The organism is Stenotrophomonas sp. 364, assembly GCF_009832905.1.
GTDB lineage: Bacteria > Pseudomonadota > Gammaproteobacteria > Xanthomonadales > Xanthomonadaceae > Stenotrophomonas > Stenotrophomonas maltophilia_AP.
This window is the reverse complement of record NZ_CP047135.1, coordinates 1,959,022-1,972,682: the sequence shown is the minus strand read 5'-3', so window position 1 is coordinate 1,972,682 and position 13,661 is coordinate 1,959,022. Positions and strand designations below refer to the sequence as shown.

The window sequence follows — 13,661 nt, the reverse complement described above, 5'->3', positions numbered from 1 at the left end:
ATCGCGAATCAGTCACGATTCGCCTCCACGTTGAAGCGGGCCTGCACGCGGGCATCGGCGCTTGAGCCGCCTATCCGCACCTCGTACGCCCCGGGCGGCACGCGATAGGCACCGCGCGCTTCGTCGTACTCGCGCAGCGCCTGGTGCGCGTCCAGGTTGAACGCCACGGTGCGACGCTCGCCCGGGGCCAGGTGAACGCGCTGGAAGCCACGCAGGGTCTGCTGCGCGTCCCCTGCTCCGGCGGCGAGGCGTCGCACATACAGCTGCACCACTTCATCGCCCGCGCGCTTTCCGGTGTTGGTCACGTCCACCTGCAGCTTGAGCGTGCCGTTATCGGCAATCCGGGGCGCATCGGCGCGGAGACTGCCGTAGTCGAACCGGGTATAGGACAGCCCATAGCCGAAGGGATACAGCGGTGTGCCGCGAAAGTAGCGGTAGGTGCGGCCTTCCATCGTGTAATCGTCGAACGCGGGCATCGCCTGGTCCGCGGTGTAGAACGTCACCGGCAACCGGCCGCCCGGGTTGACGTCGCCGAACAGCGCGTTGCCCACGGCCGTGCCGCCGCGTTGCCCCGGATACCAGCTCATCAAAATCGCGGACAGATTCGCCTGGGCCCACTCCACCGCCAACGCCGAACCCCCCGTCAACACCATCACGACCGGTTTGCCGGTGGCGTGCAACGCTTCCAGCAGGGCGCGCTGCGTCGCGGGCAGGCGCAGGTCGGTGCGGTCGCCACCGGCAAAGCCGGGGTAATTGACCGTCATCTCTTCACCCTCCACGTCGCCGGTCAGCCCACCGACGAACACCACCACATCCGCGCTGCGGGCGGCATCCACCGCCTCCTCGAACGGCGGCTTTGCCCCCGGCATGCGCCAGCCCAGGCGCACGCCGGCGTCGCGCTCGGCATCGTAGTACTCCAGCCTCAGGTCGTACGCACGGCCCGCCTGCAGGTCCAGCTCCACACCATCGCTGCGCAGGCGATCGCTGTTGGCCCAATGGTCCAGTACCCGCTTGCCGTCCACGTAGAGGCGGAAGCCGTCGTCGGCGGCCGCCTCGATCCGGTAGCGTCCCGACACCGGCGGCAGCAGCTGGCCACGCCAGCGGATGCTGAACCCGTCGTTGGGAATGCCCTGCCCTGGCGCCGCCTCGCCGCGGGCCAGCAGGTTGTCGGTCGGTGAACCGCGGTCCCAACGGAAGCCGATCTGTGCATCGGTGCGGACCAGTGCCGGCGTCCCGGAGAGATCGGCCGTGCGGAAGTACTCACCGCGCAGGCCACGTTCGGGGGAATCGGCCGAGGGGCGCAGGTAGGCCGCTTCGATCAACGGCGTTGCCCCGGGATCGTCGCGCCCTTCGACCAGGTCCACGCCGCGCGCGTACCGCACCTCCACGCCCTGGGCCGCATCACGGATCCCCTGCAGGATCGTTACCGGCGCTGCCGGCGTGCCGAAGTAGTTGCCGAGCAGTGCCATGGTGTCATCGGCAGTGGGACCGATCACGGCAATGCGCTTGAGGCTGCGTGACAGTGGCAGGACGCCGTCATTCTTCAGCAGCACCAGCGATTCCTGGGCGGCCTTCAACGCCAGCGCATCGTGTGCGTGGGCCTGGTTCACCGACGCGGGAATCCGCGCCCAGCGCACGCGCTCGGGTGGATCGAACATGCCCAGCCGCATCCGCGCGGTGAACAGGCGCGTCACCGCGTCATCGATCTCCGCCTCGCTGATCAGGCCCTGCCGCACGGCCGCCGGCAGCGTCGCGTATTCCTGGCCGCACTCCAGCTCGGTGCCGTTCTTGACGGCCAGCGCCGCCGCAGCCTCGCGGGTGGGCACGATCTTGTGATGCTTCCAGATGTCGACAATGGCCCAGCAGTCAGATACCACGTAGCCCTTGAAGCCCCAGTCGCGGCGCAGCACGTCGCGCAGCAGGAACTGGCTGGCGCTGGCGGACTCGCCGTAGACCCGGTTGTAGGCGCCCATCACCGCATCTACCTGCCCCTCTTTCACCAGCGCCTCAAACGCCGGCAGATAGGTGTCGTAGAGGTCGCGCCTGCTCGGGCGGGCGTCGAAGTGGTGACGGTCGGCCTCGGGGCCGCTGTGCACGGCCAGGTGCTTGGCCGTGGCGTCGAGCTTGCGGTACACCGGGTCGTCGCCCTGCAGGCCTTGCACGAAGGCAACGCCCATCCGTGCGGTGAGGTACGGGTCCTCACCGTAGGTCTCCTGGCCCCGCCCCCAGCGCGGGTCACGGAAGATATTGATGTTCGGCGACCAGTAGGTCAGCCCCTGATAGCGGCCATGCGATCCTTCACGAACGAACTGGTGATGCTTGGCGCGCGCTTCGTCGCTGATGGTGGTCGCCACCTGCCCCATCAACGGCACATCGAACGTGGCCGCGAGCCCGATGGCCTGAGGAAACACCGTGGCCTGCCCTGCGCGCGCGACGCCGTGCAGTCCTTCGTTCCACCAGTCGTAGGCCGGCACGCCCAGGCGCTCGATGGCAGGGGCGGCATTCTGCATCTGTGCCGCCTTCTCCTCCAGGCTCATCTTCGCCACCAGCGCGGCGGCCCGGGTTTCAAAGCTGGCCGAGGTGTCGAGCCAAGGCTGGGGTCCGGCGGCGTAACCGACGTTCGCCAAGGCAGCGGCGGCGCATAGCGCCAGCGTGCGGACGATGGGCATGCGCGTCATCATTTGCTCCTCAAGGCACGCTCATCGCGCGCGAATGGTCCCAGCAGGGCGCCGACAAAACCGCCGGCACGATCAGTACTCAATACGGTGCCGTCCACGTTGTCGGCGAGTGTCTGCCAGCCACGGCCGTCGCCCGTGTCGAACGCGAACGCATAGTGGCCTGCGTCACCTGCAATCCGCAGGTGCAGTGACGGGGTCGCGTCCAGCTCCCGGCTCGCCAGCGTCCTGGTCACCCCGCCGCCGTCCCGCACGTCGAGGAAGACCGCAACACGGTCGCCGCCAAGGCTGCGCACGCCAAGGAAGTACCAGTAGGCCTCGCTCTGGAACGCGGCCAGGCCGGCCGCCACCCCTGCCGCCGGGCGCGTCATCGCGGTGCTGGCCTCGAAGTGCAGATGCTGCTGGCGGCGTCCCAGGAAGGCCGGGTTGCGCAGCGTGTCCAGATTCTCCGGCAGCGGGTGCACCGCCAAGCTGCCCGGCCGCCCGCGCAGGTCTGCCCAGGCCTGCTTGGGAACGCGCACGTGCACCCATCCCGTGCCCAGCACCGGGGCATCGAACGCATCGCGGTCGACGAAGTTACCGGTGGACGGTGCCTGCGACGCCTCGCCCTGCATCCACGCCGGTGCCTTGACCGCATACGGGATGGCCTGGCCGGCCGGCAGGATCACCGGCCAGCCATTCCGCCATTCCACCGGAAGCAGATATGTCTCCCTGCCCGTGTTGTAGTGGCGTGTGTCGTAATTGCGACTGGCAAGGAACACCGCCCACCAGGAGCCGTCCGGCCCTTCCACCAGATCGGCATGCCCGGCATTGGTGATCGGCAGCGGCCGGTCATCGGGCAGGTCGCGCTGGGTGAGAATCGGGTTGCCCGCATACGGCAGGTAGGGTCCCCAGACGTCACGGCTACGCAGCACCACCTGGGAATGCTGTGGCCCGGTGCCGCCCTCGGCGTCGGAGAGGTAGTACCAGCCATCGCGCTTGTACAGGTGTGGCCCTTCGATCCAGATCGGGTTCTTCGCCGGCTCCACGCCGCCGTCGATCAGCACCTTGCGCGGCCCTACCGGCTCGAATGCGGCCAACTCGATCTGCTGCATCCAGATGGCGCGATGGCCTTCGTAGCGCGGCGGGCCGGGCGGCACATCGTTGTTCAGCAGGTAGACGGTGCCATCGTCGTCGAAAAACAGCGACGGATCGATGCCCTCCACGCCAGGCAGCCAGTGCGGGTCGGACCAGGGGCCGGCAGGGTCGCGCGCGGTCGCGATGAAGTTGCCGCCGCTGTCCACCGCTGTGGTGACCACATAGAACATGCCGTCGTGGTACGCGATCGCCGGTGCGAAGATGCCGCGCGACACGCTCAGGCCATCGAAATCCAGCTGGTCCGGACGGTCGATCACGTTGCCGATCTGCTTCCAGTGCACCAGATCCATGCTCTCGAACACCGGAATGCCCGGGAAGTAGGTGAAGCTGGAATTGACCAGGTAGAAGCGCCCGTTCGCGCTGACGATGCTGGGGTCCGCGTGGAAGCCGGCCAGGATCGGGTTGCGATAGTGACCGGCTGGAAGGGGTATTTCAAAGGCCGCGTCGTGACCGGCATATTCGAACCAGTCGAAGTACACCGGCGGCGCAGGTGCAGGCGCAGCGCCAAGTGGCGGCACCGTCGCCGACAACAGCAGAACTATCGTGGCCATCAGCAGACGCATCAGCGAACCTCCGCAGCGTTAAGGGAAAGCTCGAAGGGCCCGGCCGGCGCACCGCTGCTGTCGCGCAGCGTGCAGACCGGACCGTCCGCCCAGCAATAGCGCACACGCAACGCAGCGCCCCGGTAGTGCCGGCCGCTGGCCGGCTCCACGCAATCCGCGCAAGAAAGCACAACGTCATGCCCCTCCAGCACCGCATCGGCATAGCCGCAGTGCCGTGCGTCGGCGTCGCAGAGCTCGAATCCTATGGGGCCGTTCGCACCGGTCGTGACCAGGCGGCCAGTGACGCCATCGAACACCACCCGCACCTTGCCCTGTGCGAGCGACGCCGTGCGCGCCGTCGGGCCGGAGGGTGCCAGCGTGCGGTCGCCGTACACCACGTGGTGCGCCACCCGGGCCAGGCGCCGGCCCAGTTCCTGTTTGTTGGGCGGATGGATGTCGTAGGCGTCGCCGATGTCGATGGCCAGCGCAAGCCCGGTGCGCGGGTCTTCGGCCGCGACCCGCCGCTGTGCCTCGCGTACCTGCGCCCAGCCACTGTCCACCGGCGCCACGGGCGGCTGACCGTACCCGGCCAGCTGCACCACCAGCAGCGGCATCTGCGCACCGAACTGCCTGCGCCAGTCCGCGCGCAGGCCGCGCAGCCGTGCTGCGTAGGCAAGGCCATCCCCGGTGTTGGATTCGCCTTGGTACCACAGCATGCCGCGCAGACCATAGGCACCCAGCGGCGCAATCATGGCGTTGTACAGCGTCGACAGGCCGGTGGCGGCGTGCCACGGCGCGGACGGCGGTGCCTGCGCGCCCGGCGCGACCCTGTACTGCCACGGCGCATCCAGGACGATCCGCGTGCCATCGTCGAGCGCCACGGCGTGGGCGTCCGAAGGGCCTGCCAGGCCACCGTCGCCGTACGTGTCCAGCACATTGATCACCACCGTGTTCGCACCTGCGGTCAGCACACCGGTGGGCAGCACATACGATCGCGCCTCGCCCGGACCGTACTGACTGCCCACGGCCACGCCGTTCACCCAGGTCATGTCCGTCTCATCGATGGGGCCCAGCGCAAGTCGTGCGCCCTGCGCCGCCTGCGCGGCGGTCAGGGTCACCTGGGTGCGGTACCAGACCATGCCGTTGTAGGTGGACAGCGCCGGCACACCCCAGCGCTCCCATGCCCCAAGCATGGCCGGCGCCGTTTGCCATCCCCTGCCAACTCTACCTGGCTGCCAGGGCCTGTCGTCCGCGACCGCACCCTCGCGCGTTGCCCACCAGTGCTGCCACTGCACGCCCCAGCGTGCGTTTGCCGCGGCCGCATCGCGGGCATACAGCGCGAGCACATCGAGTGCCGGGTCCATGGCGCCCTGTGCGCGCAGCGCATCGGCGCTGGTCCAGGCCTCGATCCGCGAACCGCCCCACGCCGCCTGGATCAGCCCCATCGGAACGGTGACGGTTTTCTGCAGCTCGCGCGCAAAGTAGAAGCAGGCCGCAGAAAAGTCGCGTACCGCCTCCGGCGACGCGGGGTGCCACGCAACCGGCGTGCCGAACTGCTCTTGCGGCACGGGGGCCACCGCCTTGGGCACGGTGAACAGGCGGATCGTCGGGTGTGTGGCCGAGGCGATCTCGCTGCCCGCGTCGAGCGCGCGCCACACCGGCAGTTCCATGTTGGACTGCCCGGAACACAACCAGACATCGCCCATCTGCACGTCCTGCACCACTTGGCTGCCCTTCCCTGCCTGCACCGACAGTACGTACGGACCGCCAGCGGCGAGAGACGTGAGCCGTGCCTGCCAGCGACCGCTGGCATCGGCGCGCGTGGTGACGATTTGCCCTGCCAATGTCACAGACACCGTGGTGCCCGGTGCAGCGTTGCCCCAGACCGGAATCGGCTGGTCGCGCTGCAGCACGGCGTGATCCTGGAACAGCGGATGCAACAGCGTCGTCACCGGCTCCTGCGCCGTTGACGGCACCGCGCAGCAAGCCAGCGCCATTGCCAGCATCCAGCGAATCCACGCCCTATGACTCATCGCCCATCTCCCGGCGCGGAAGGAAACTGCAGGGTTTGGTGCCAGTGCAGCGGGTGCGGCGGGGCCATCTCGCCGGCAGGCAGGGGCCTGCCGCTCACCGATTGGAAATACGCCACGCTCGCATCCCGCCACCATTGTGCTTCGCGCAGCTGGATGCGCAGGAACGCGGTGACCTGTGCATGCCGTTGCGCATCCACCCTGCCCCCGAGGCTGGCCCAGGTCGCCTGCATGTCCTGGACCTGGCGCACGCCGTGCGCGTAGCGCCCGACCAGTTCGTCCCACAACGACCTGCCCGACGCCATGCGGTGCTCCCAGGGCACGTGGTGGAACCACAGCAGCAGCGGCTCCGGCACCCGCGCCAGGTCGCCGTACAGCGCGGCCACCTCAGGCGCGTACTGGCCTACCGCGTTGCTGCCAAGGGCGGTCCGGTCGAAGCCGATGCCATCGCGGTCGGCGCGGTGGTAGTACACCGACGTCCAGTCCGCGCGCGGGCCGCCGTCGACCCATGGGCCGGGCCCGTAGTGGTGTCCGCGTGCCATCAGGTGGTGCAGGCCCAACGGGGTCATGTAGTTCACGGCGGCCTCCCGCGAGGCCATCATCATGCCGACGATGGGCTGCACGACCGCGGGGTCTGGCGAGAAGGTCATCGCCGCCCAGTCCACCGCGATGGCGCGCGCCGACTGCTGCGGATTCCATGCCAGCCTGCCGAAGGCGTACCAGTTGGCGGGATCGAACTGTGAGCCACTCCAGGTGCGATCCGTGCCGATGTTGGCGACGCCGGCCATGCCGGTCAGCGCCTGCGCCACCGTGGCGCCCTGTCCACGGGTGTGGGACTGCAGCACCTCTTCGTACAACGGCCCCAGGTACACCAGATGCGTGGCGAAGCCGAGGTATTCCTTGGTGATCTGCACTTCCATCATCAGCGGCGTGCGCGGCATGGCCCCGAACAGCGGGTGGAACGGCTCGCGGGGCTGGAAGTCGATGGGCCCGTTCTTCACCTGCAGGATCACGTTCGGGCGGAAGGCGCCGTCCAGCCCCGCGAATTCGGTGTACGCCTGTGTGGCACGGTCGGCAGGAACATCGTGCGCGTAGACGAACGCCCGCCACATCACCGCGCCGCCGTGCGGGGCCAGCGCATCGGCCAGCAGGTTGGCGCCGTCGGCGTGCGAGCGGCCATAGTCCTGCGGACCCGGCTGCCCTTCGGAATTGGCCTTCACCAGGAAGCCCCCGAAATCCGGAATGCGCGTGTAGATCTCGCCGGCCTTGTCCCGCCACCAGCGCTGCACCTCCGGATCGAGCGGATCGGCGGTTTTCAGGCCGCCCAGCTCGATGGGCGCGCTGAAACGCACGCTGAGGTACACGCGGATACCGTAGGGCCGGAACATGTCCGCCAGCGTCGCCGCTTTGTCGAGGTAGTCCGGCGCCAGGCTCTGCGCATTGGCGTTCACGTTGTTGAGCACGGTGCCGTTGATCCCCACCGAGGCGTTGGCGCGTGCGTAGTCGGTGTAGCGCGGGTCGTGCCACTCCGGCAGCGTCTGCCAATCCCACAGCGAGCGCCCGGCGTAGCCACGTTCGACATAGCCGTCCAGGTTGTCCCAGTGGTTGAGCACGCGCAGCCGCATCCGCGGCGATTCGCGCACCTCCAGCGCGTCCAGTGATGCGCCGGTCTGCAGCAGTCGCAGCAGATGGAACACGCCGTACAGCACGCCGATGTCCCGGGGCGCGGCCACCAGCATTACCTCGCGCCCGTCGATGCGGGTCTGCCGGAGCAGATAGCCTTCGTCGCCGAGCGCGCCAAGCTCCTGGCGTAGCGGCGCGATCAACGTCGACGACTGCGGTGTGCCGATGACCAGTGACGGCTTGATGGCAGGGGCGACATGCATCCGCGGCGCGCTGCCTGTCAGACCCGTGAGGCCGCGTTCCAGCTCCTCGCGCGCGGCACGCTGGATGGGCGTCTGATCCGGAGCGACCACCTCCGCCAGACGCGCGTGGTAATCGGCCGCCAGCGCGGGTTCGAGGGGGGCGTAACGCATCCAGAGCGCATAGCCATCCTCCGCGCGCGCATTGCCTGTGCACGCCAACAACGCCATCACCGCACCCACCCTCCAATGACACCGCTCGACATCCCAGCGGAAGCGCAAGGGGCACAGCAAACCTTGTAAGCTCCGGACGTGCCTTCGATGCGCCAGCGTCGCAACGAGAAACGGGAGCGCGTATTGGACAAGCCGAAGAAATCGGTCCGTCGCAAAACCAGTGGCGTGACGATCGACGAGGTGGCGGCCCTGGCCGGGGTGTCGCCGATGACGGTGTCGCGGGCAATCAACCAGGGCAAGGTGCGCGATGACACCCGCGAACGCGTGATGCGCGCGGTGCGCGAACTGGGCTATACGCCCAACCTGGCCGCCAGCACGCTGGCCGCCGCACAGCACACGCGCATTGCCCTGATCTACACCAATCCCAGCGGCGCTTACCTGCGCGAACTGCTGGTCGGCCTGCTGCGTGTGGCGTCCAATGCCGCCATCCAGCTGGTGGTCGACTACTGGGAGGACTTCGAGCCGGCCGCCGAGCGCAAGGCCGCGCGTGCCTTGGCCGGCCGTGTGGATGGCGTCATCCTGCCGCCCCCGTTGTGCGAGTCGCAGCCGGCGGTAACCGAGCTCATCAAGGCCGGCATCCAGGTGGTCGCGATCGCACCGGGCCACCTGGGTAACGGCATCTCCTGCGTGCGCATCGACGACTTCCAGGCCGGCAGGGAACTGGCCGAACACCTGATCCAGCACGGCCACAGCCGCATCGGTTTCATCTGCGGGCGCAAGGACCTCAGTGCCAGTGCGCGGCGCTACGACGGCTTTGTGACCGCCTTGCACGCGGCCGGGCTGGACGTTGAACCCGGCCTGGTGCAGCAGGGCGACTACACCTACCGCTCGGGGCTCGCCGCCGCCGAGAAGCTGCTGGCCCAGCACCAGCCGCCCACCGCGATCTTCGCCAGCAACGACGATATGGGTGCGGCGGTGATCTCCGTCGCGCACCGGCGCGGCCTGGACGTGCCCCGCGACCTGTCGGTGGTGGGCTTCGATGACACCTCGGCGGCCACCACCGTCTGGCCCGAGCTGACCACCATCCATCAGCCCATCGCCGCGATGGCCGACGCCGCCATCGATATCCTGTTGCGCACCATTCGCCGCAAGGGCGAGGACACGCGCGTGTTGACCGACCACGTCATGCCGCACCTTCTGGTGGTGCGCGACTCGGTCGCTCGCCCACCCAAGCGCTGATGGCGCGCGACGCATTGTCACGCGCCCGGGCATGCGAGGGTGGATTCCGCCTCGTTCAAGGCACCCAGCGCAACACGTGACACCGAAAGCGTCATCGCGCCCGCCGTCCCGATGGACCAGGGGCGATCCAGCTTGCCGACATCCGCGCCTGCTGCTGCCAGGCACTTCAAGGGCACGCCCACGCGAGTCCATTGGCCTTTGGGCAGGTTCGCCAGCGTCGGTCCAAGCGCAACACGTGCCGAGCAGCCCGGACCGCAGCCTACCGACAACCACGCCTCGCCCTGGGGCGCGGCGTCCACCCGGAGCGTGGTCAACAGCATCAGGTCACCGTTGCTCTCGCGCTGCAGGTCCAGCGCCGTGTGCGACTGCAACGCGGCAATCGCCTCCCCCTTGCCCGTCCACGCAAGGCGACGACCGTCTTCCTGTGCGAGATGATCCACGCCGGTGACCTGCAGCAGGCCCCCATCGAGGGACTCCGGCACTTTGGTGACGGTCACACCCTGCCCCGTGCCGCCCTCCAGTCGCAGCGCCATGCCGGCGCCGGCATCGCCGCGCGCGAAGAATACGCCGCCCGCGCCTTCATTGCCGGTAACGCCGGAGACTTCCGGCAACGCCGCCAGATCCCCGTTATCGGCATAGGTCAGGCCGAAACCGAAGGCGAACTGCGGGGCGTAGTCCTTCTGCCCGACATTGTTGACGTACTGGATTGCCGTCCGCGGCCAGCTGAAGCTCAGCTTCCCCTTGAAGTCGTGCTGCACGTCGCCCCCCGGCCCACGCAGCAGCACATCGGCAATGCCGCCGCCTTCCGATCCGGGCAGCCAGGCCGCCACGAACGCGTCGGCGGCATTGATCTCCCGGTTCACCCACAGCGGGCGCCCGCTCAGGAACACCGCAACGACCGGAATGCCCTCGGCCTTCAGTCGCTTGATCAACGCAAGATCGGCGTCGTCCCCCGGCTTGTAGGCCAGTGTCGGCAGATCTCCCTGGAATTCCGCATAGGGATTCTCCCCGAACACCACCACGGCGACATCCGGCTTGGTCGCATACTTTCCATCCACCGCCAGCTCCGCCTGACCGCCAGCGGCCTTGGCCTGCTGCGCAATGCCCTCGAAGATGGTGTCCGCATTCGGGAAATCCTTGCGGGTGGTGCCGGTGCCCTGCCAGTTCAGCGTCCAGCCACCCGCCTGTTTGCCGACGTCGTTGGCACCGTCACCGGCGACGAGAATGCGCTGCTTCGGCGACAAGGGCAGCACGCCGCCCTGGTTCTTCAGCAACACCAGCGATTCACGCACCGCCTGACGTGCGACCTCACGATGCGCCGGGGCACCAATAAGCGCAAATTGGCCACCGACCGCGCGCGACGATGGTGTACCCGCCTCGAACAGGCCCAGCCGCATCTTGACCCGCAGGATCCGGCGCACCGCATCGTCCAGGCGTTGCGGGGAGATGATGCCCGCCTTCACCGCGGCCAGCGTGGTGTCATAGAAGCCCTTCCAGCTGTCCGACGCCATGGCCATGTCCAGGCCGGCATTGACGGTGGCCGGGCAATCGGTGGTGGTGCAGCCCTTGACCTGCCCGTGGCCGTTCCAGTCGCCCACCACGAACCCGCCGAAGTGCATGCGCCCCTTCAACGCATCGGTCAGATAAGGCGTGTGACCGTGCATCTTTTCGCCGTTGACGCTGTTGAAGGACGCCATCACCGTCTGCGCACCGGCGGCAATCGCCGGCGGATACCCGGCCGCGTGGATGCGCACCAGCTCGGCCTCGCTGATCCGGGTATCGCCCTGGTCCTTGCCATCGGTCGTGCCGCCATCGCCGAGGAAGTGCTTTACCGACGCGATCACATGGCGACCGTCCAGGAAGGCAGGCGTGCCCACCTTGCCCTGCAGGCCCTCGACCATCGCACCGGCATAGCTGGCCACCACTTCGGGTGATTCGGAATAGCCCTCATAGGTGCGCCCCCAGCGGTCATCCTGCGGGACGGCCACGGTGGGTGCGAACGCCCACTCCATCCCGGTGGCGCGGGTCTCCAGCGCGGTGATCTCACCGATCCGCCGCAGCAGCTCCGGGTTGCGGGTCGCACCCAGGCCGATGTTGTGCGGGAACAGGGTCGCGCCGATGATGTTGCTCTGCCCGTGCACGGCATCGATGCCGAACAGCACCGGAATGGCCTTGCCGCCCTGCGAGGTGTCCATCGAGGCCGCATAGAAAGCGTCGGCCAGCGCCAGCCATTCGGCCGGCGACGCATCGTACCGGCCGCCCGGGTCGGAATTGCCGCCGGCCAGGATCGAGCCGAGCCGGTACGTGCGGAGGTCATCCGGCGTGATGCTGGCAATATCGCCCTGCACCAGTTGGCCTACCTTCTCCTCCACCGTCATGCTGGCCATCAGGTCGGTGATGCGCTTTTCCAGAGCGGGGTCCTCGGCCAGCGGCCAGGTGACCTCCGGCCATGGATTGGAGGCCGCCGTCGCAGCTGCGGGCGCCTTGTCAGCCTTCCCGCAGGCGGCCAGCACCAGCAGCAGCGCGGTCAGCAGCACGCCCTTGCGGGCGAGGGAAGCGCCGTGATTCGTCATCGTGTTCATCCTTCCATCTGCTCCAGTTCCTTGCCCTTGGTTTCGTGCACGTACCTGAGCACGAAGAAGATCGAGATGATGGCCGCCGCCAGGTAGAGGCTGTACGTCGTTGCCAGCCCGGTCCCCGCCAGCAGAATGGGGAAGGTCACCGTGACGGCGAAATTCGCGGTCCACTGCGCCGCCCCCGCCACGGCCAGCCCCGAGCCACGGATCTGGTTGGGGAACATTTCGCCCAGCATCACCCACATGACCGGCCCCCAGGAGATGTTGAAGAACACCACGTAGGCATTGGCCGCTACCAGCGCCAACGTGCCCATGCCCGGTGGCAGCTGCAGGTGTGTATCGACCAGGGAGCCGCTGGCGAAGGCCACCACCAACAGCGCCAACGACACCGCCATGCCGGCCGAGCCAGCCCAGAGCAACGGCTTGCGCCCGATGCGATCGATCAGCAGCACGGTGACGATGCAGGCGCCGATGCTGAGTGCACCGGACAGCACATTGATCATCAGCGCGTCGTTCTCGGAGAAGCCGACCGCCTGCCAGAGCACGGCGCCGTAATAGAACACCACGTTGATGCCGACCAGCTGCTGGAAGGTGGCCAGACCGATGCCGACCCAGACAATCGGGCGGACCCGGCCGGTCGCCTTGCTGAGGAGGTCCGACAGCCGCGGGCGATGATGGTCGGTCGACAGCGAGGCGTCGATCTCGGCCAGCTTTGCGTGCGCCTCGGCAGCGCCGAACAGCCGCGTCAGCACCTGCAGCGCCTCGTCCTTGCGACGCTTCACCGCCAGATAGCGCGGACTTTCCGGAATGGTCAGCAACAGCGCCAGGAACAGCAGCGATGGCACCGCCTGCATCCAGAACATCCAGCGCCACGCTGCGTACCCGCCCCACAGCGCTTCGGTGGACGCACCCGCCGTGGCCGCCAGCAGATAGTTGGACAGGAACGCGACGGTGAGCCCGCTGATGATGGCGATCTGCTGCACCGTGGCCAGGCGGCCGCGGTAACGCGCCGGCGCCACTTCGGCAATGTAGGCCGGCGAGATCACACTCGCCGCGCCCACCGCAAAGCCGCCCATCACCCGCGCAACGATGAACATGGCCGAGGACGACGCCGCACCCGCGCCGATCGCCGACAGCAGGAACAGCACTGCCGAGACGATCAGCACGTTGCGGCGCCCCAGGCGGTCGGCCAGACGGCCAGCGCTGAAGGCACCGACCGCGCAGCCCAGCAGCATCGAGGCGATCTCGAACCCCTGCATCCACTCGCCGGATTTGAAGGTCTGGTGCAGCCCGTCCTGGGTGCCGTTGATCACTCCGCTGTCGAACCCGAACAGGAATCCGCCAATCGTCGCCACCACGCTGATCACTACAATCAGGCGGGTATTCTCGCCGCCCTTCATTGCCTGGTCCATTGCCCTGCCCTTCT

Annotated in this window: 7 protein-coding genes; 1 reads left to right on the top strand and 6 read right to left on the bottom strand. The window is 68.1% G+C overall.

Translation table 11 applies throughout. The features are described 5' to 3' along the window. Positions 1-8 precede the first annotated feature (8 nt). From GQ674_RS09030 to GQ674_RS09015, 4 genes are read right to left on the bottom strand one after another with little or no spacing between them, the layout of a single operon-like run. Positions 9-2,669: a glycoside hydrolase family 3 protein gene (locus tag GQ674_RS09030; protein ID WP_201290267.1), complete on the bottom strand. Its 2,661-nt coding sequence runs from the start codon at positions 2,667-2,669 to the stop codon at positions 9-11. Between the two features lie 8 nt (positions 2,670-2,677). Further along, on the bottom strand, positions 2,678-4,375 hold the full coding sequence (locus GQ674_RS09025; protein ID WP_159496780.1) for a glycoside hydrolase family 43 protein: 1,698 nt from the start codon (positions 4,373-4,375) through the stop codon (positions 2,678-2,680). After that, a complete protein-coding gene (locus GQ674_RS09020; RefSeq protein ID WP_236546238.1) occupies positions 4,375-6,351 on the bottom strand; it encodes a sialate O-acetylesterase in 1,977 nt (658 codons plus the stop codon). The genes GQ674_RS09025 and GQ674_RS09020 overlap by 1 nt, the downstream gene beginning before the upstream one ends. A gap of 32 nt (positions 6,352-6,383) precedes the next feature. Continuing rightward, complete coding sequence (locus GQ674_RS09015; protein ID WP_159499346.1) at positions 6,384-8,477, bottom strand: alpha-glucuronidase family glycosyl hydrolase; 2,094 nt, start codon at positions 8,475-8,477, stop codon at positions 6,384-6,386. Positions 8,478-8,603: 126 nt separating this feature from the next. Here GQ674_RS09015 and GQ674_RS09010 point away from each other — a divergent pair, with 126 nt between their 5' ends. Continuing rightward, positions 8,604-9,659, top strand: coding sequence for a LacI family DNA-binding transcriptional regulator (locus GQ674_RS09010; protein WP_159499344.1), 1,056 nt, complete (start codon positions 8,604-8,606; stop codon positions 9,657-9,659). Positions 9,660-9,676: 17 nt separating this feature from the next. Here GQ674_RS09010 and GQ674_RS09005 read toward each other — a convergent pair whose 3' ends face one another. Then, positions 9,677-12,241: an exo 1,3/1,4-beta-D-glucan glucohydrolase gene (locus tag GQ674_RS09005; protein ID WP_159496779.1), complete on the bottom strand. Its 2,565-nt coding sequence runs from the start codon at positions 12,239-12,241 to the stop codon at positions 9,677-9,679. After that, positions 12,238-13,647, bottom strand: coding sequence for a sugar porter family MFS transporter (locus GQ674_RS09000; RefSeq protein ID WP_159496778.1), 1,410 nt, complete (start codon positions 13,645-13,647; stop codon positions 12,238-12,240). The genes GQ674_RS09005 and GQ674_RS09000 overlap by 4 nt, the downstream gene beginning before the upstream one ends. Positions 13,648-13,661: the final 14 nt, after the last annotated feature.